At 39.4% G+C, this 21,070-nt stretch carries 15 protein-coding genes; 3 read left to right on the top strand and 12 right to left on the bottom strand.

The features are described 5' to 3' along the window. Positions 1 to 96 precede the first annotated feature (96 nt). Positions 97 to 1,290 carry a DEAD/DEAH box helicase gene (locus HWV02_RS10475; RefSeq protein ID WP_211690429.1) on the top strand — a complete coding sequence of 398 codons (1,194 nt, stop codon included), beginning with the start codon at positions 97 to 99 and terminating at the stop codon, positions 1,288 to 1,290. A 174-nt stretch (positions 1,291 to 1,464) separates the two neighbouring features. Here HWV02_RS10475 and HWV02_RS10470 read toward each other — a convergent pair whose 3' ends face one another. From HWV02_RS10470 to HWV02_RS10415, 12 genes are all read right to left on the bottom strand, one after another. Beyond that, positions 1,465 to 2,562 (bottom strand): RNA-guided endonuclease TnpB family protein, encoded by a 1,098-nt coding sequence (locus tag HWV02_RS10470; RefSeq protein WP_211677026.1) that lies wholly within the window; start codon positions 2,560 to 2,562, stop codon positions 1,465 to 1,467. 219 nt (positions 2,563 to 2,781) lie between these two features. After that, the gene (locus HWV02_RS10465; RefSeq protein WP_211679591.1) at positions 2,782 to 3,741 is read right to left on the bottom strand and encodes an HlyD family secretion protein; all 960 of its coding nucleotides are present in this window, start codon (positions 3,739 to 3,741) and stop codon (positions 2,782 to 2,784) included. Continuing rightward, the gene (locus tag HWV02_RS10460) at positions 3,741 to 4,067 is read right to left on the bottom strand and encodes a DUF3302 domain-containing protein (protein ID WP_211679590.1); all 327 of its coding nucleotides are present in this window, start codon (positions 4,065 to 4,067) and stop codon (positions 3,741 to 3,743) included. The genes HWV02_RS10465 and HWV02_RS10460 overlap by 1 nt, the downstream gene beginning before the upstream one ends. 159 nt (positions 4,068 to 4,226) lie before the next feature. Beyond that, positions 4,227 to 5,282, bottom strand: a complete 1,056-nt coding sequence (locus HWV02_RS10455) for a TIGR01620 family protein (protein WP_211690428.1) — start codon at positions 5,280 to 5,282, stop codon at positions 4,227 to 4,229. After that, positions 5,273 to 6,718 (bottom strand): YcjX family protein, encoded by a 1,446-nt coding sequence (locus tag HWV02_RS10450; protein WP_211679588.1) that lies wholly within the window; start codon positions 6,716 to 6,718, stop codon positions 5,273 to 5,275. Before HWV02_RS10450 ends, HWV02_RS10455 begins: the two co-directional genes overlap by 10 nt. A 309-nt stretch (positions 6,719 to 7,027) precedes the next feature. Continuing rightward, positions 7,028 to 7,516, bottom strand: a complete 489-nt coding sequence (locus HWV02_RS10445) for an RICIN domain-containing protein (protein WP_211679587.1) — start codon at positions 7,514 to 7,516, stop codon at positions 7,028 to 7,030. 538 nt (positions 7,517 to 8,054) lie between these two features. Beyond that, entirely contained in the window at positions 8,055 to 9,098 is a 1,044-nt protein-coding gene (locus tag HWV02_RS10440) for a hypothetical protein (RefSeq protein WP_211690427.1), read from the bottom strand. A 415-nt stretch (positions 9,099 to 9,513) separates the two neighbouring features. Then, complete coding sequence (locus tag HWV02_RS10435) at positions 9,514 to 10,815, bottom strand: DEAD/DEAH box helicase (protein ID WP_211690426.1); 1,302 nt, start codon at positions 10,813 to 10,815, stop codon at positions 9,514 to 9,516. Between the two features lie 213 nt (positions 10,816 to 11,028). After that, the gene (gene nirC, locus HWV02_RS10430; protein ID WP_211690425.1) at positions 11,029 to 11,859 is read right to left on the bottom strand and encodes a nitrite transporter NirC; all 831 of its coding nucleotides are present in this window, start codon (positions 11,857 to 11,859) and stop codon (positions 11,029 to 11,031) included. Positions 11,860 to 11,877: 18 nt separating this feature from the next. After that, the gene (nirD, locus tag HWV02_RS10425; protein WP_211679583.1) at positions 11,878 to 12,204 is read right to left on the bottom strand and encodes a nitrite reductase small subunit NirD; all 327 of its coding nucleotides are present in this window, start codon (positions 12,202 to 12,204) and stop codon (positions 11,878 to 11,880) included. After that, entirely contained in the window at positions 12,201 to 14,750 is a 2,550-nt protein-coding gene (nirB, locus tag HWV02_RS10420) for a nitrite reductase large subunit NirB (RefSeq protein ID WP_211690424.1), read from the bottom strand. Before nirB ends, nirD begins: the two co-directional genes overlap by 4 nt. A gap of 292 nt (positions 14,751 to 15,042) precedes the next feature. Then, complete coding sequence (locus HWV02_RS10415) at positions 15,043 to 17,760, bottom strand: HD domain-containing phosphohydrolase (protein WP_255550656.1); 2,718 nt, start codon at positions 17,758 to 17,760, stop codon at positions 15,043 to 15,045. A gap of 673 nt (positions 17,761 to 18,433) precedes the next feature. Here HWV02_RS10415 and HWV02_RS10410 point away from each other — a divergent pair. Continuing rightward, a complete protein-coding gene (locus HWV02_RS10410) occupies positions 18,434 to 18,754 on the top strand; it encodes an isoamylase early set domain-containing protein (RefSeq protein ID WP_211679581.1) in 321 nt (106 codons plus the stop codon). Positions 18,755 to 18,787: 33 nt separating this feature from the next. Beyond that, positions 18,788 to 21,025 (top strand): 1,4-alpha-glucan branching protein GlgB, encoded by a 2,238-nt coding sequence (glgB, locus tag HWV02_RS10405; RefSeq protein WP_211690423.1) that lies wholly within the window; start codon positions 18,788 to 18,790, stop codon positions 21,023 to 21,025. Positions 21,026 to 21,070 lie beyond the last annotated feature (45 nt).

Raw genomic sequence — 21,070 nt, 5'->3', positions numbered from 1 at the left:
GGTATTTGTCAGAAAAAGTCATCTTGAATACGTCTTAAATATGTTAAAGCATTCTGTTAGAATAATAGGCTATTGATTAAAGAATACCGAGCCAGCATGTCAGAGTTTAAAGAATTTTCACTTTTAGAGTCAATTATTGACCGCGTTAGTCTTAAAGGCTATAAACAGCCCACACCAATCCAAAAAGAATGTATCCCAGCTCTTATTAATGGGAATGATCTTCTTGGTATAGCGCAAACGGGAACAGGAAAAACGGCGGCTTTTTCATTGCCTATTATCAATAATTTTGGGCGGAATAAAATAGATATCAAAGCTAAGAGCACGCGTTCGCTCATACTAACACCCACGAGAGAGCTTGCCTCGCAAATAATGCAAAACATTGATGACTACTCTGATGGTTTAGGGCTTAAAACTAAGGTTGTTTATGGTGGTGTAGGAAGACAAGATCAAGTTGACTCTATCGCACTTGGACTTGATATTTTAGTAGCCACCCCTGGAAGGTTATTGGATTTAATTAAAACGGGCGATATAAATTTTAAGGCGTTAGAAGTATTTGTATTAGATGAAGCAGATACAATGCTTGATATGGGGTTCTTTAAGGATGTTCAAAGCATCATATCTAAACTGCCAAAGAACCGACAAACACTATTGTTTTCAGCTACTATGCCTCCTAAAATAGAGATACTTGCAGAAGCAATATTAACGGATCCAACAAAAATTCAAATTACTGCTAAAACGGTTACTATCGACTTGATTAATCAAAGTGTATACCATCTTGAAAAATCGAATAAAGTACCTTTACTACTTAATCTCCTGAAAGAATCTGACTATAAAAAAGTGCTCATCTTTTGTAAAACCAAGCCTGGCGCAGACATCATTGTTAACACACTCGAAGAAGCATCCATAACTGCCGCTAGCCTTCACAGTGGTAAAACACAAGCAGCGAGAGAGGAAGCGTTACAGCACTTTAAAAACGCTAGTTTACGCGTATTAGTTGCAACGGATGTTGCTGCTCGTGGCATTGATGTTGATAATATTACTTTAGTCATTAACTATAACCTGCCTGAAGATCCAAGAAACTACATACACCGTATAGGACGAACTGCACGTGCAGGGAAAAGTGGAATGGCCATTTCATTTGCTGTCGAAAATGATATAACGCTATTAAAGAGTATTGAAAAGAGCATAGGCCAAGTCATTCCTGTTGTTACAGAACAGCCTTTCCATAAAGAGTTTGCTGAAGCGCCTAAAAAAGCCAAGAAAAAGGTTAAAAAAAGAAATAGAAGGTGAGAATATCGAGTCTGAGTAAAGATATCGTAATAAGCGCCTGTTGAAGCTCACCCAGCTAAAGCAAGGTGATTCTTGTCGTCAACGGTTTAAGCATTGTGATATTAAATCACTTTAGACTTCTAAAACCTCTTACAAGCATTTAATGTGTCGGTACTACCTACCGCCACAAATTATTTAAGCTGCTATCCTCAACCCTTCATTGTGAATATTGATAGCAGCGTTATGATCTCTGTCATGAGTTGCACCACACGAACAAGACCAGTTTCTTATCGCTAATGACCACTCACCTGAATACAGCGAGCCACATTCATTACACATCTTTGACGATGGGAACCACTGGCTAATAGCTGATACTTTACGCCCGTACCAATCCGCTTTATATTCTAATTGCCTTACTATTTCACCGAAATTAGCATCGTGGATATGTTTAGATAGCTTACGGTTCTTAACCATATTTTTGACTTTCAATGACTCGATCCCTATCACTTGGTTTTCGTTTATAAGTGTCGTCGTCATTTTATGGGTAAAGTCTTTACGGCAATTTGCTATCTTTTCGTGAATCTTAGCAAGGGTCAATTTTTGTTTATTGAAGTTGTTAGAGCCTTTTTTCATTTTGGCTAATCTGCGTGATGCCTTGGCGAGTTTTTTCGCGTATTTATTGGTTAATCGTGGATTATTGAACTTTGTTCCGTCCGAACAAATCGCTAAGTCTTTAATACCGACATCAACACCGACGGTCTTATTCACGACTGGTAGCTGCTTAACATCTTCTTTTACAAGCATTGATACAAAATATTTACCTGATGTTGTCTTTGATACCGTTAATGAGCTGGGTGTACCAGTAAACGGCCGTGACCATTTAATCTTTAATGCTTGCTTCATTTTGGCGAGTATTAGTAATTGCTTGTCCGCGCTCCATTTGAAGCCGTTACTCATATAGCTAGCAGATTGATTACCGTGTTTATGTTTAAACTTAGGATAACCAAAACCTGATTTAAAAAATGACTTAAAGCCTTTATCGAGATGCTTTAGTGATTGTTGCAATGGCACGCTAGAAACAGCTTTCAACCATGAAAAGTTGGGATTCTTTTTAAGCTGAGTGAGGTTTTTACTCCAATCGTTATAATTGGTTTTATTACCCAATTCGTATTGCGCTTTAGAGAAGCCAAGCGCTGAATTGTAAGCGAAACGAACACAACCAAATGTATGAGCAAGTATTGTTACCTGCTCATTGTTTGGGTAGAACCTGTATTTATACGCAATAAGTTTCAATTTTCAGCACCTTACATGACTGTATATATACACAGCACTAAGTTCTAAACTTAGACTCTATGTGCAAATATGTCAATATTAATAACAAAAAAAAGTGCTTATTGCTACGCAATAATGACTTACATCACCGCCCTAAAGGACAGTGTTTTTCGTCAAAGGTGATAAAAAAGGACTATAACCGTGGTTATAATCCTTTAGGAAAGTCGTAAAACAAAAAAATTAATGGAATGGGAAGAGGTAATTCATCCAAGATGCCATGCGTAACAATATTTTACGCATGATAGCCACGTGTTCAAAATGCTCTGAATAGATTGCTGTCTGACCATACGCGCCCCCCATCATCACATCACTGTATTGCTCGAAGCGTGGATCATCGATTTCAAACAATACAGGGATACGGCCTGGAATTCGCGCAGTCTGAACTGAAATTAACGTACCCGATGCTTGAATTTGTCCTTCAGGGATCGCAGGAATAGCACCGATCACCCTCGCGCTAAACACCTTACCCGGCAGCCCATCAAAAATCACTTCAGCTTTCGAACCTTTCTTAAGACGCAGCATACTGTTTTGACGATACCAACCGACCAGATTCTTATCGCCTTTATGTTTAAACACCATCACAGGTCGCAATGGTATACTCACTGCACGCATCCCTGGACGCAATGCTTGTTGTACGACATAACCGTCCGTTGGTGCACGAACAACTGTATTATCAAGGTCATACAAGGCTAACTCTCGCTTAGCCGTTAAGTCATCAACTTGGCCACGAGTCAGATCAACATCTCGTTGCTTGCCAATGCCTTTACGATACAGTTCTTCCGCACGTTTAAAGTCTGCGGCTGCAACCACTAAATTAGCTTCAATTGAATCCAGCTTGTCTTGAAACGGTTTAGGATCTAACTTAAATAACACATCACCTTTGTTCAATAACTGATTCGGTTCAACTGGTACTTCAATCACAGTACCGCTAACAGCAGGCACAATTGGCGTAGTAGCATAATACTCCCGACTAATCTCTGAAAATGGGTGATTGTAATTCATGGTGAACACCAGTCCACCAATTAGAATGATGCCACCAAGTATCGCAGTTGGTACACTCCATTTATTTAGTGGGATCTTGAAGATTTTGAATATCGCGATACATAAGGCTGTATACGTTAATATGAGTAATAAATCCATTATTCACTCTCCCCTTCTAACGCATTAAGACGTTGTTTAACTTCGGTTAGTTCAAGTTTTAATTTTTCGATGTGCTCTTTACTTGAATGACCATCCGAGAAACCCCAACCACGATCGGTTCGGTACAACGTCGCCCAAATCCACAAAAACGGCCAAAGTACATGTAAGGTGAATAGGCTTACCCAACCTGCAACATGGATGGCATCTTGGTGTGGATGATTACGATGAACAGCAATTTCATAAGGAATATCATGTATAACGATGACACCATAAAACAGCAAAATAGCAACAAACACCAGTAACCCGAGTGCAACGTATTCCAACATAATAACTCCTTTGACCGTTGAAAATATTGCTTACTGCCAGTGAGGAGTCAGTAAGCCTATCATTTAACTCTAAAAATAATACAATTCGTATACAGAGCTTCAATGATAGACTACGTCTGTGGGATTTAGCGGGGAACGAACCCATTTATATTCGAGAATTTAACCATTCATACGTTGTATTATACGTTTTATAAAATCTTTCAATTTAGGTTTGTTCTCTGGTGAAAAACTAATAGGTCGACATGCCGCTACAGCTGCTAAACCAATACGTGCAGTATATACGCCAGCACCAACACCTTGGCTTAAACGAGCACCTGTTATTCCCGCTAAACTTGTTGTGCCAAATTCTTGCAACATTTCATCAACTGCAAGTTCACTTACACCAATTAATGCCAAGTAACGGAGCACGCTCTTTAATAGCTTGTAACGGTTGGCCAACGAAGGACGCATGCCATATACCTGCCCTACCTCGTCAATCATTTTCATACTACGCCATAATGCTAATAACATATCAACAGTTGCCCACGGACTCGCAGCCACCACCATACCCGTTTGTAAACTGTGCTTAGATACACGCCGTAACGCTTCTTTATCCAATGGAGCTAAAAACACCTGTTCAAGATGCACCATTGCTTCTTTATCACTGCTGTAATCGGGCATAGTTTTAATGCTTTTAGCTAGCAGCGCCGCTTGTGGTTTGCCTTTATAAAATTGCGTTAACTTAGCGATGAAGCCTTTCGCTTGACCAACATCATTGGTCATTTTTAATTGTTCGGCCTTATCTTGTAACCCTGCTAATGCCGCCATATTTTCTTTATCAGACATAAAGCTAAACACGCTACGTAATGCCAACATAGCAACGATGATAATCAATCCTGCAAAACCTGCAGCAGCGATCCAATGTAAGGCTAAAGCACTTTGGAATATGGTATACATTTGCCATAAAGACATCACACCAAAGATACTCGCAATACCGATAACAAACGACTTTAACCCTTTGATTGGTAATGCTTCGAGCGTTAACCCACGGTAAGTATCATCAACCACATCTTCAGCAGTAATTGATGCGGGGACTTTACTCAGGTCATTATCGAGATCGGGCATAAATATTTTTGCTTCACGGCTCACCGTCACCACAGCCTCTTCGACTTGCATGTCGATGGTTTTACCTTGATTACGTGTTGAGCTGCTATTCGCTTGCTTGGTCATAGGCATTTGTCCCCTATTAATTCATTTAAAATAGTATCAATTCGAATATGTGGTAATACATCCTGATTACTGTACGACAGCCCTTGTGGTGGATTTAACAAGGGTATTTGCCAATCTAAAAATGGCTGCCACTGTTCCCCCTCGGGGATTCGTGTTGGTATAGTAGGATGAATGTAACCAATTGGTTCACCATTCACACCTCGTCCAGTAATACCACGATCGCCTTGATGCTTTATCTCTTTAGAAGAACGTACTGCAGCCGTTGCTTCACAGATTGGTTGTACCCCTTCATGCTGCGCACTCTTATAGGCTTGTTTTACAATTACCCCCAGTAGTTGACGCACTGCATCATGGTCTTCACTTAACACCTGATCAATTTTAGTTGCGGCAAACACAACCTTGTCTATTTTAGGCTTAAACAATTGCACTAACCGATTTTGGCGACCATACGAAAAGCTTTCAGTAATACTGGTTAACGCCTGACGCATATCATCAAGATATTCAGGCCCTGAATTTAAGGTATTAACCACATCCACCAGCACTAATTGTCGGTCAATACGGCTAAAGAATGTTTTGTAAAATGGTTCAACCAAATGCTTCACATAGCCTTGATAATTATGTTGGCAATGCTTGTAATAACTGTTGTCAGCCGCACCATTAAGCACATCGTCACTGTATTTCTGACAGCCAAGTAAAGGCACGAAGTTCAATAGTTCTGTATTCTCAACCGTACCCGGTAATAAGAAACGCCCTGGTTGGATCAAACTTAAACTACTGTGTTTATATTTACAGTCATGAAGAAACTGTACAAATTTAACGTTTAGTGATTTTAGAACGTCTTCGTCAACGACGGATAATGGGTCTAGCTGTGATAATTCGTCGAACAACTCCCCCATCAACGCCCGTCGTGGTGATACTTGGTACTGCGCTTGGCATTGTTCGCTCCAACGTGCAAAGCTCATGTCACGTAAAGGTAAATCGAGTAGCCACTCGCCCGGATAATCACGAATTTCAAGAAACAAAGAAAACTGCTCTGCTTTTAACGGATTTAAACGTCGTCCCGAACGAGATAGTCTTAATTCAAGTAAACAACCGCTAATATTAGTGGTTGATGCAGGCCATTTTGCTTCAGCTTGCGTTAAACTTTGGTAGTTCTTGTCATAGGGAAATACCGGAATATCTGCATCTGCTAGCGGGTGCATTTTTACACCCAACAAACGTTCACTTAATACGGGTGAAAATCCAGCTAGGCTCGCATTCTCGTGATGCATGAGCTGGTTAATTAAGCTGGTGATAAAGGTTGATTTACCACTTTTACTTAAGCCTGTAATACCAACACAAAAGTAACGGTTCTGTAATTTAGCAATGCTCGCCAGCCCGTCAGCTTTAAGAGACGATGCTTTATTCATTAACTTAGAAAACTTTTTGTCTGGGTCTCGCATATACCTACTTCATGGTTAAAGGAAGAAGAACAAAGATTATTTATTATAAACAGTGAGCTTACTATAACTTAAATAAACTGAACAAGAGAAAAATTAGATCGATTAATGCGGCACGTTTTTATATTAAAAGGATAAATCGCTTAATACGTATGTAGTGTATCTTGAGCAAGGATCACTGGGTTACCCTGTGATCCTTTCTTATAGCTTATCATCTATCTAGATTATGGTTCAGCCGCGAGCCTGACTGGAGACCGTAACAGACTTCTGTAAATTTGTGTTAAATAATGGAATACCATTACGGACTTCAAGTCAACTGCTAGCCCTAATTCGAACTTCCTTCAGTGAAAATAACAGAATTACTGACAACTGCCACTGCTGGCAGCCACTGCCGTTGTCGTGATGATAAAGATCAACGATTCTCCCGTCTCCTGTGCAACTTAGGTATTTTTCACCTTGATGCGTACCTCCCGAAATCTCAATATTAAAAGAACCGTCCGGCAATGGATTCAGCTTCCACAGTTGACGCCCACTACTGTCAACCTCATGATACAAATCAACTTTTCCGCCAGAAGTACAACTCAAATATTTTCTTTTGTTTGTTACTCCGGCGAACACCTCAATCGTGTAGAGACCTCGTGAAACCTCTATGAATCGCCATCTTTGACGACCGGCATGATCATCGTCATGCCAAAGATCAACCTTTGAGCCATCAGATGTGCAGCTCAGTAGTTGACGATTTGAACTTCCGCTAACGGTCTGCACATTGTAAAGTACATTTGCAATTGGCATTTGTGACATTTTTAGTTCCTTTTTCTAGTTTCAATGGGAATTACATTTTGGTCATTTTCTCCAGTCCATTATATTTTAGCTAAACTAAGCTAAACAATTTATTGAACAAAGCGACTGTGTGGCAGAGTAAACAATCCAGTATTTGTTATAATTAGTATTAGTCATCAATTACTTAGAAGCACCTGATAACAATATGTTAACAATTCGGAAACGCCAGATAAAGACCCAAATACCATTGATGGTTATTCTCGTGCAGTTCAATACATTTCGATGCAATCTAGCTTGTTTTAAATAAATATCCCGATGATTTAACTACTATTTATTTAAAAAACACGTCAATGTTCGGATTTAAACATAGACGTATGTGTACAATTAAAGCAGGCTTACAAGTGGAGGGGGAAATTAAGGTTTACAGCAGTCTCATTTACATATTTTGGTTACGTATGGTAGTTAGAATACAGTGAAGAATGTTAGATGCCATAAATCATAGTGATTTATCACTATCGACATCAATCCCAGGTAAATGTTTTCAAAAAACGCGGGTATCTTACAAGGCTATTCTGTAGAGACCACCACTAAGGAATGACGTAACCACTAGATTTCCTTCATTAAATAAAGAGTTACCTTCAGGTAAGTTTGGCTGATAAACAATACTACTCGGTATCACTTTCATGCGGATGCTTGAATACTTTTTAGCTTTATCTTCAAATTCAGCTGGTGTCAAGATAACAACAGCACCTGGTACAGAAATTTTAGAGTACGCTATATAGCCTTCATGAATAGCAAAGTCATCAATGGTCGCAAGTTTTGACCCATTGTAATGAACATTTACGTCACTCGCCGAAAAATTTGGATTTATTTTAGCTTTGAGGATATTTGAGCCTCCCGTATAATAAAGAGTATCCCCTTCTATTTGCAAACCATTAGGGAAGAGCTCGTTTCCTGAGATCCACGTTTTATGGCTAAAGTCCAAAAAGCTAGTATCTCCATTTTCTGTGATCGTGACTTGCGAGATTGTATCTCCGTTAGGTGCAAAAAAGGCCTTGATATTACTGATATAAAGATGCCCTTCACTATCAACCGCCATACCATTTGCCATAAACCAGTTTGGGTCGAACGATTTTTCAGCGTCCCCTTGAATGAAATTTCTATCAGTCATATGACCTGTTTTGATTCTTTCACTGTTTAGCGTAGTTTCTACTTGGAATAAGGACACTGCTTCAGTCCTTAAGCCTAATAAGCCACTCGTCTGGATGCAAGTAGCATAAAGCAATGAGCCACTAGCCGTTAACCCAGTAAAAGTGCATTCTTCGCCATCAGGAGCGTCATTGATACCACCTAACGCTGTCCCATCAACCGTTCCTTTAACATAAGGCGTATGCGTATATGAACCATCAGCATTTTTAATAATTTCAAAAATCCAACTTTCTTTATATCTATTTTTTCCCACAACAAACAAGCGACCATCTGTTGTAAAAGCGCTATTCTCAGTTGCTTTTATCTCTTTATCTGAAACTAGTTCAGAAACGATACAACCCTGCAAAAGGCCCGTGAACATTAGAATTAATGAGAGTTTTATTATATTATCCATTCTTATTTCCTTATCATAGGCAAAGAAATAGGTATATAAAGCCAAATGCTTGCTACCCTTTTATTTTTACCTTACTAGGACTTAGTCTCTTTTTACTATTTAGCAAAAAAGAAGCGAACGCACATAAGTACAACGTCTTCATGTTGCCAATTTTTTCGACTGAATCCACCAACAAATAGGGTATATCCTTCAATTTGAGAGCTTAGTCTCAAATCATAGGCAGGTTCTTTGAAAAAGATAGAGGTTGTAGCTTAAATTCGAAAGGACAATATGAAGGGTTCAAAAATGCTGGAATATTGACGACGTATTTCATTTACCAAGTAATGGCGAGAGCTTGTTATGGTTAGAAATCGAGGAAAAAAATGGCTAAGGTCTTTCAACTTTAGCCATTCATGAACTAAAAAGTGTATCCAAATTAATTATTTGGCTTAACGTCTTTTTTCGCTCGATTATTTGTTTTCTTACCATAAGAACGATTCTTAGCACGACGTTTATCAGCAGTACGACTGTTGTTATTACCTTTGCTACCACCTTTACCACGGCCATCATCAACAGGTTTACTTAGATCAGGTTCATAACCCGGTAACCACTGCGCTACTAAACGGGTATCAAGCAGTGTTTCGATTTCTTCTAATAACCAGTTTTCACCAATACTTACTAACGACGTAGCAGTACCTGATAGACCTGCACGACCGGTACGACCGATACGGTGAATATAGTCTTCTGCTTTAAAAGGTAATTCAAAGTTAATTACGTGTTTAAGCTGTTCGATATCAAGACCACGGGCAGCAACATCTGTCGCCACTAATGCGCGTATTTTACCATTTTTGAAATCTTCAAGACCGCGTTCACGTGCGCCCTGTGATTTGTCACCGTGCACAGCGATTGTCTTAATACCATCTTTACACATTTCTTTTGCTAGGCTATCTGCGCCCTGCTTAGTACGGGTAAAGATAAGTACTTGATGCCAGTTTCGAGAACCGATTAGGTAAGACGTTAATTCACGTTTACGATCAGTATCAACCGCATAAACAATTTGTTCAACTTGCTCAGCCGCTGCATTACGCGTATCAACTTCAACTAATAATGGATCGTTTAATAAGCTCTTGCTTAGTTTAAAGATCGCATCATCAAATGTTGCCGAGAACAACATAGTTTGACGTTTTTTCGGTAGGTGTTTTAGGATACGACGAATTTCTTCCATAAAGCCCATATCGAGCATACGGTCAGCTTCATCGAATACGATCTTTTCAACAAACTCAAGTGTTAGCGTTTCACGATCTAATAGATCCAATAAACGACCTGGTGTTGCAACTAAAATGTCAGCACCTTGTGCAAGCGCTTTAACTTGTGGGTTAATACTCACGCCACCGTAAACAAGTTCAGCCGTTAATTCACTGTCTTCACTATATGTAACAAAGCTTTTGTGTACTTGCTGTGATAATTCACGCGTTGGCGTTAATACTAAAGCTCGAATTTGTTTTTTAGCCGTTGACTCTGTTGAGTTAGCGGTTAACTGCTGGGCCATTAACTGGTGAATTATAGGCAATGCAAATGCTGCCGTTTTACCTGTACCAGTTTGAGCTCCACCCATGATGTCACGCCCTTCCAGAATTGCCGGAATAGCCTGAGCTTGAATTGGTGTAGGCGTTTCGTAGCCTAACTTGGTAACAGTATTAATTAAATTTTGATTAAGATTTAAAGCAGAAAAAACCATAATGACCTTACTAAACACAACAACAAAAACGATATGCCGCGCAGTTTAGCAGAAGTATTACAAGATTGCAGATAAAGTCGGTAAAGCAATGATTTTAAGAACTAGAGGCAAGTTTCTGCATATAAAAAAGCCAACCGTGTATACAGTTGGCTATCACTTAAAGCGTTAGTTAAATTTAAAACTTATATGCAATCGAAATCTAGATTGAACGAGTCAATTAAGCTTTAGCTGTTTTACCTGTAACTGTTGTCGGTTTACAACTTCTTGGTTTACTACAGGGCGCTCTGCTTTTGGTGTTGAGTACCAGTAACCTAGCCCCATGAATGCAGTACCAGAGATGATATTACCCAGTGAAACCCATAATAAGTTATGACCAACACCAACAAGGTTGAATGCTTCTTGGCTATCACCAAAATAAGACATTGCAAAGATAGTCATGTTAGCGATTGAATGCTCGTAACCAGACGCGATAAACGCTAATAGACACCACCAAATAGCGATAAATTTAGCTGAACCTTCAACACGTTGACACATCCAGATTGCAAGACAGACTAACCAGTTGCATAAGATACCTTTGAATAACAAAACGATTGCTGGTGCCGTTGTTTTCGCTAACGCAACTTTGTGCACTAAACTTTCTGAGTTACCTAATAATTTTCCGCCACCAGCATAATAAAATAACGCTGCAACTGCGATTGAACCCATAAGATTATATAACCATGTTTTTGGTAATATACGTACATTGTCAGCCCAAGTGATGGCCCCTGTTTTCGCTCCTAGTGCTAAAAACATAGTATGACCAGTGAACAGCTCAGAACCCGCAATAATAACTAACGTTAATGCAATACCAAATGTCGCGCCCATCACTAATGGACGAATTGATGGATCAACCATGTTACCTAACGTGAAGATCAAGATAATACCAAGACCCACATACGCACCAGCCATAGCACCGCTGATAAGAAAGCTAAGTGGGTCTGTCTTGTCTAGTTTTACAATGCGGGCAGCGTTGGCTGAGCATTTTTTAATTGTGTCTGCATACATAAGGGACTTCCTTTTAAACTAATCGCTAATCTCAACAGCATCTTTGTTCACTCTAATTTTATACGTTGCAAGTGACACAACATCGTTTTCTAAACATTGCCCTGTCGATAAATTAAAGCGCTGTTTCTTCAACGGACTTGCTACCCAAAGCTGCTCGTCATGTTCACAAATAAGACCGCGTGAAAGTACATTTGATTTAGCAAACGGGTCCATATTGTCTATCGCAAACAACTCATCGTTGTCACGTGGACGAAAAATCGCAACTTGCTTACCATTAACCAGTGCACACACACCTGTCTTTGGGTTGATATCGTTTAGTTGGCAAACGCCAATCCATTTACTCATGCGTGTTCCTCCACTGTGATTGTATAAGTATCCGCTTTCTCTGCAATTGAAGCAGGACGATGTTGGTCACGTGCACTCACAAAGCGCACATTGCTGTCTTGCTCATCGCTATTAATAAAGTGAGCGAAACGTTTTTGCAGCTCTTCACTTTCGACTACTTCAGACCATTCACATCGGAATTCATTAATCAGTTTATTAATGTCAGTTTCTAGTTGTTCATTGATACCCAGCTTGTCATTAACAACCACTTCACGTAGGTAATCAACACCACCCTCTAGATTATCCATCCATACCGAGGTACGTTGTAGCTTGTCTGCTGTGCGCACATAGAACATTAAGAAACGGTCAATATATTGAAGTAATGTTGCTTCATCTAGATCCGATGCGAGTAAATCTGCGTGACGCGGCTTCATGCCGCCATTACCACACACATACATATTCCAACCAGAGTCTGTCGCAATAAGACCTAAATCTTTACCCTGTGCTTCAGCACATTCACGTGTACAACCGGATACACCAAACTTCATTTTGTGTGGAGTACGAATACCTTTATATCGGTTTTCAAGTAACACACCGAGACCGACACTGTCTTGCACACCAAAGCGACACCAAGTACTACCAACACAGGTTTTAGCCATACGTAATGCTTTTGCATACGCTTGACCCGTTTCATAACCTCCAGCAATCAGTTTCTTCCAGATTGTTGGTAAATCACCTTTATGAGCCCCGAACAAACCAATACGTTGTGCGCCAGTGATCTTGGTATACAAGTTATATTCAGCAGCAACATCAGCCAGTACAGCCAGTGCTTGTGGTGTTACTTCACCGCCTGCCATACGTGGAATAACTGAATAAGTACCGTCTTTTTGCATGTTTCCTAAGAAGTTATCATTGGTATCTTGCAGGCCAACATTATCACGACTTAATATATGCTCACCCCAACACGATGCTAAGATGGAACCAACAGTTGGTTTACACACTTCACAGCCGTAACCTTTACCGTATTTAGTCAATAATTCGTCAAAGGTCTTAATACATTCAATGCGGATAAGGTGGAATAACTCTTGGCGAGAATATTCGAAGTGACAACATAAATGGTTTTTCACTTCAATGCCTGATTTAGCCAGTTCTGAATTCAATACCTGTGTGATAAGTGGTAAACAACCACCACAACCTGTACCGGCTTTAGTAACCGCTTTTATTTCGCCTATTGTTGTGTGGCCATCGGCAACTGCGGCTGCAATTTTACCTTTAGTGACATCAAAACAAGAACACAATACTGCAGTATCTGGTAATGAATCAGCACCCATTGCTGGCTTATCGCCACCTGCATGCGCAGGTAAAATCAAACTATCTGGATGCTCAGGTAGATCCATGTCATTCAATTTAAGTTGTAATAAATTACCGTAATCAGATGTATCGCCGATTAATACTGCACCCAGTAATTTTTTGCCGTCTTCAGAAACAATAATACGTTTGTATACTTCCTCTGTTTCATCAAGGTATACGAAGCTCTTGCAGCCCGGTGTACGGCCATTTGCATCACCGATACTCCCTACTTTTACGCCAAGCAGTTTGAGTTTTGCACTCATGTCTGCGCCTTCAAATACACTTTCATGACCTAACAAGTGGTCAACAGCAACTTGTGCCATTTTGTAACCCGGTGCCACTAATCCAAAGAATTGTTCGTTCCAAGATGCGCACTCACCGATCGCATATACATCGTTATCGCTCGTCACACATTGGTCAGTAATAGTAATACCACCACGGCGGCCTGTTGCTAAACCTGATTGATGAGCCAACTTGTCTTGTGGGCGAATACCGGTTGAGAATACGATAAAATCAACTTCAAGCTCGGTACCATCAGCAAACTTCATGGTATTACGTGCCGTTTCACCTTGCGCAACGATTTCTAATGTATTCTTACTGGTATGCACTTGCACGCCCAGTTTTTCAATTTTTTTACGAAGCTGTTCACCACCTTCACGATCTAGTTGCTCAGCCATTAATACCGGTGAAAACTCGATAACGTGTGTTTCGACACCCAGCGCTTTTAATGCGCCTGCCGCTTCTAGACCTAATAAACCACCGCCAACAACGACACCGCTTTTACTGCGTTTTGCCGTTGCTTCAATGGTTTTTAAATCTTCAATAGTACGGTAAACAAAGCAATCTTTACTTTCGTTGCCTTTAATTGGTGGTACCCAAGGTGTTGAGCCCGTTGCCATAATCAATTTGTCGTATTTTATTTCACGGCCTGAGTTTGAATAAATGATCTTCTGTGAGCGGTTAATATTGATAGCACGTTCACCAATTAATACATTGATATTATGCTTGCCATAAAAACCTTCTTTTACCAGAGATAATTCATCGGCAGTATGATGGGAGAAATAAGAAGAGAGATGGACGCGATCATAGGCAACGCGGGGTTCTTCACAAAATACCGTTATATCAAAATTTTCGATTTCAGCTTTTTCTACTAAGTCTTCGATGTAACGGTGGCCAACCATACCGTTACCAATAATAACCAGTCTGACTTTGCTCATAAGTATTCCTATATATTTATTATGTAGGTATTTTGAGGTATTACTTAGGAGTTAATAATGATGCAGATCAATTTTAATTATGAGGTAGCATGAAGGAGATCAAAAGTGTGAACCGGAACGTAATTATATAACGTAATATAGCGTTTAATAATTGAAAATTGATAAATACTGCCATTATTGTAATTTAAAAACAACAAAAACACCAATAAAAATACTCACAAATAGGTATTTGCGAGTATTTTGTTATTTAATTACAAATGTGACAAGTCGCTAATCGGTGTATTTATATCGATTATTTTTTGATATAAATAGCTCTAAGCCCATCAACATCGACAAAATCAAGTTGTTCAGGTTTTAAGTATTCATCCGCATAAGATTCGTAGACGCCTTTTGTTAAAAACAAATCAAACACATCATGATCAAGGTGCTCGTCTTTTACCATAAATGCCATTATTTTTAATGCTTGGCTTAACTTTTTAGCGTCTTTATAGGGACGGTCAGATGCTGTCAGAGCTTCAAAAATATCAGCGACAGCAATCATACGACCACCCATCGGGATGTCTTCCCCTTTTAATTTCAGAGGATAACCTTCACCATTCATTTTTTCGTGATGACTACCAGCAATTAACGGAACATTCTTTAAGTATTCAGGATACATAATCTGATCTAGCATTATGTATGTTTGCACAATGTGATCGTTAATGTGGTAACGCTCTTCCTCTGTTAAGGTTCCGGCCTTAACAATAAGGTTATGTATTTCACCACGGTTAAAGCGGTGCGCGGGTTGCAGTATTTTAAAATCACGTTTACTATTCTTATTCTGCTTTTGCTTTTCTTCCCATGTACATAAATGTTCTAGTTTGTCCGCTAACACATTCTCAATGGCAGGCAGCTGATTCAAACCCGCAGGTTTTTTCGCTAACGCTTGTTGAGAGATACCAATATCATCAGGCAATGTTCTTAACCAAGTACGTTTTGATATCTCGGTTAATCGTTGCTGTTTTTCCGGTGCTAAAAATTCACTACCCGGGTTACAACTTGCTATAAATGCAAATTCTTCATCTAATTCCGCTTTTAGCTCGTGGCAAACTTGCTGGGCTCGAGACTTATCCATCCCCTTTGCTATCGACTGCCAATATACAAGGTCAGCATCTCGTTTTAACACTTCATAACGCATACGTATTTCATGAATACGATCATAAATAGTTTCAAGCTTCGTTGCTTTATCCATCACATAATCAGGCGTTGTGACTTTACCGCAATCATGTAACCAGGCGGCAATTAACAGCTCTTCCCTGCTTTTTGAAGTTAGCGAAAAATCAGCAAATAGGCCCGTATCTGATTCAGCCGCCTCGGCGATTAATTTGGTAATTTCCGGTACCCGCTGACAATGACCGCCAGTGTAAGGGGATTTTGTATCTAACGCGGTCGCTGTCATCATCACAAAAGAATGGAATAATTCCTGCTGTTCCTGTTCTTTCTCTAAATGTTCTAATACTATTTCGTTAAAACCAATAAAATTTCGTACCAAGCGAATTCGATCGTAGGCGGTTTTATCTATTTTGTCTTTAAAGCCGATCACTAAAACACCGATATTTTCTTCTTTACGGTTCATTAAAGGAATAATAAAACCTGTTTTACACGGCCCACCAGAAAAAATAGCTTTAGCACCTTCCCCTGATAATTTATGCACATGTTTATCAAATACGTCTTTATTGTCATGAGCGAAAGACTGAAGTTCAAACTCAGGAATAGAACCCGAATTGGCTGCGAGATGAAATTTTTGTCTATTTGTTCTATTCGTGATGAACAACTGGCAACTACTTGCAGATAAAATAACTTCTGTCTGTTCAACAATCGAAGCGGATAACTCTTCAGGCTTAGATGAACGAGCCACATGGTAAAGGTTATTAAAGAAATCAACGAGCACGCTTTCCATCAATAACATGGTTTCATTAAGTTGATCGATCTCCGCAATATTTGAGGGTTGATATTTCTTATGGCGATACTTAAATGTTTGAATATTAGTTAAAGATTTATTTAAATATATAAGCGGCCTCGCGATCCGCCTAGTCGACAAAATACTAATAATAAAAAATATCAGCGTTAAAAACAGCATATTTTGAATATTGAAGTGGGAACTAAAATAGGCTGACATAGCTAAAAACTCTTGTTCTTTAATCAGATTAACAAGATAAATAACGTGTTCGTCTCCAACATTCAACGGGGTTATTAATAACCGAGAGGCTTGACCGTTATTAGTAATAGATTGCATTACCGTTTTAAAGGGGACTAAACGATCTAAATTTACCAGCGCTTTCACTAGCCCTGGTTCACTACTTTCTAGTAAATAGTCATTATCTATATCAATGTTACTGGCAATGACATCTTTCGTTGGGGTTAATAAGAAAGTCTTCGCATGTTTCGAGTACTTCATGTCCTGAGCTACTCGTGATAACGACTGATAATCAAAGTCGACACCAACAACACTTTTACCGTCATAGGCACGACGTGAAAATGTAATACCTAAATGTTGAGAAGGGTAAAACTTATACGGCTTAGAAAATAAAATACTGCCATCAAGTTTTGTGTTTTTAAACCAAGGGCGAACTCTTGGCTCATAACCACCATTGTCATAATACTCCCAAGAAACAACTTCTAATTCCTTATTCAAAAATACACGACGTTGCTTTCCACTTACCTGATTGAAGTTAACACTGAATACAGCATTAGCTGGCAGCGTATGCTCAGAACTACGCATATCTTCTGTGATTCGATAAATAAAAACCGACTTGCCATCTTGATTCGCTGCATATAGGGAGGTCATATACGGATTTTTAATTAATGTTGTCGCTATAGGTGCTAGCCATGCTAAATCTTTGTCGTTATTTTCAACTAAGTTAACGACTATCAACATATCAAGGGAAGTGATCGCAGGGATCGAAATAAGTTTAATTTGGCTTTGCAAACTGCTGGTATATTTCTTTACATACTCGTTTGTAAAATTCACTTTTTCTGACTCCATATGGCTTACCCCTGCCACTATCGTCGTTAAGCTAAATATACTAAAGAGTAAAATGAAAATGCCAGAAATATAAGTTCTAAACGAAATAGGTTTCATAATCCATATAATGTTGTAAATATTCTGTGATGACATTGTATCGTTAAAATGACGATTAACGAGGAATATTAAATCCGCTAAGTTTTCCCCTTACAAATCTTACAAATAAAGTGATTTATCGCTCTAATTTTAGACTAAGTGAATACCAAAAAAACACTTGTTTTAATCAAGGGTTTAGCTTGTTAAGTAAATAGCCCGTAATACATCAACATCAGCATCAGCATCAGCATCAGCATCAGCATCGTCAATTTGCTCTGCGTTAAGTATTCTTGATATCTGTCATCCACTCATCTGTCCAGATAATTAATATTACTAATTGGTTAGTTTTTAATTAGAATATAACTGAAACCTCATTAAGCATAAGAAATGACGCATTGTTACGAATGAAACCAAGAGAAGGTGACCTACGTCACAACATGAATGATAATAGCTTTAATTAACATCAAACCTTAATGATAATACCCACATATGGTTACCCAATTAGGTGGATAAGCTTAATTTAAACGTGTAAGCGAAACAGGTTTGATTTGTTAAACCGATGACATACGACAAGGAAGATAACATGTTAAAAAAACGTTTTTTTAAAACAAAAGCCGAGGCCGATGTTACTTTTGAGTTCGCCTGCGATACCAGTACATCATTAATTAACAGTGATATTGTCGAACTCCATGCTGACTTTAATAATTGGCAAGCAATACCAATGAAGTACATAAAAAAAGATAACGTTTTCCGCACTAAAGTTCGTTTACCCATAAACCAGCATTTTCATTTTCGCTACTTAATTAATAGTAATGAATGGCATAACGATCATAAAGCCGATTTATATTTACCTAATACCTACGGTACAGATAACAGCGTTGTATCAACGCTACGTACTAAATAGATAACTAACAATACGTTTAATCCAGGATGGATCATGAGTAACATTTCGACTACACCAACAATAACAGGGCGCTTTGAAGAACGCTTTAGTCATCAAATCGATGCGCTAAACCAAGGTACACTCGATGACCCTTTTGCTTTTTTAGGTCCACACCAAATCACCAGTGATAAGTACGCACTTAGCGCTTTCATTCCCGGTGCACAACAGGTGTTTTATCAAGATAAAAACCACCAGCGACGTTATCAACGTGTTGGTACCAGCGACCTGTTTGTTCTTAGCTTGTCAAAAAAACAATACAATGCTAATTATCAACTCACAATCGCATATCCATTTTCTACCGTAGTCGAGCAAGACCCTTATAAATTTGCATCAACCTTAGATCCAAAAGCCGTTTACTTATTTAACGAAGGTACGTTAGAACAAGCCCAACGCCATTTAGGTGCGCATTGGACTATCATCGATAATGTTGAAGGCGTTCGTTTTACGGTATGGGCACCAAATGCAAACTCAGTCAGTTTGATCGGTAATTTTAACCATTGGAATCCAACGCGTCACCCAATGCGTAAACACCTTGGTGCAGGTATCTGGGAAATATTCATTGCCGATATTACTGATTCTGATACCGACAATAATTACAAATTCAGTATCATTACCGAAAATGGTGAGCGCTTAGAAAAAGCCGACCCATTTGCCTCGTCCATGCAGTTACCACCGCAAACGGCATCATGTGTCCCCACTAAAGCAAACTCTGGTGCATGGCAGCAGTCTCCAGCGAAAGCATGGGCACAACGAGCAGAACGAAACGCGATTAACGCACCTATTAGTATCTATGAAGTGCATGCGGGTTCATGGAAACGAGACGAGAATAATCAGTTCTTAAGTTATAAAGCATTATCCGAACAGCTTGTACCTTATGTAAAAAATCTTGGGTTTACGCATATCCAATTAATGCCAATCAGTGAATTTCCGTTTGATGGTTCGTGGGGTTATCAGCCTGTTGGTTTATTTGCCCCGACCAGTCGTTTTGGTAGTTTGGCAGATTTCCAATTTTTTGTTGACGCTTGTCACGAAGCCAACATCGGTTTATTAATCGATTGGGTACCTGGACACTTCCCTGCTGATGCACATGGTTTAGCACAGTTTGATGGCTCACATCTTTTTGAACATGCGGATAAACGTCAAGGCTTCCATCCCGATTGGCAAACCCATATCTTTAATTATGATCGCGCAGAAGTACAAAGCTTTTTAATTTCAAATGCACTTGCTTGGTTTGATAACTTTGCCATTGACGGTCTACGTGTTGATGCTGTGGCATCCATGTTGTATCTCGATTACAGCCGTCAAGAAGGTGAGTGGATCCCAAATCAGTATGGGGGCCGTGAAAATCTAGGTGCCATTGAATTATTAAAACAAGTTAATCAGCGTTGCTATAAAAATCATCCAGGCATCATGATGGTTGCCGAAGAATCAACAGCCTGGCCAGGTGTGACAGCGTTCACTGACCAAGGTGGTCTTGGGTTTGGTTATAAATGGAACATGGGCTGGATGAATGACAGCTTAGAATACATGAGCTGCGACCCACTCTATCGCCAGCATCACCACCATGAAATGACCTTTTCATTAGCTTATGCATTCAGTGAAAACTTTATTTTACCGCTAAGCCATGACGAAGTTGTACACGGTAAAGGCTCACTGCTTAACAAGATGCCCGGAGATGATTGGCAAAAATTTGCTAATTTACGTGCCTATTACGGTTTCATGTGGGCACATCCAGGTAAAAAACTACTGTTTATGGGTTGTGAATTTGGCCAACGTGCAGAATGGAATCATGACCAATCACTCGACTGGCATTTACTTGATCAACCAGCGCATCAAGGTGTTCAAGCGCTCATAAAAGCCTTAAATAACAGTTACTGTCATCAACATGCCTTATTTGAGTTAGACACTGATCATCAAGGTTTTGATTGGATTGACGCAAGTAATGCCGAGCAATCCGTGTTTAGTTTTTTACGTTATAACAAAGCAAAAGATGAACATGTTGTCGTGGTATCGAATATGACACCTGCATGCCACTCAAACTACCGCATTGGCGTACCAAATCTCGGTGAATATGAGGTTATCGTTAATACCGATGATACTGAATTCGGCGGTAGCGGTTTTGCAAACCAAGCGAGTTACACTGCCGAATACGTTGAATGGCAAGGATTTACACAAAGTATTTGTATAGCGCTACCACCGCTATCAACGGTGTACTTAGCACCCCAAAAATAGCAAAAAATAACCACAGTAATAAAAGAATAGTTAGCCCAAATGTCA

This window comes from Moritella sp. 28, assembly GCF_018219435.1.
GTDB lineage: Bacteria > Pseudomonadota > Gammaproteobacteria > Enterobacterales > Moritellaceae > Moritella.
The sequence above is the reverse complement of the archived record's forward strand: the minus strand, read 5'-3'. Positions and strand labels throughout refer to the sequence as shown.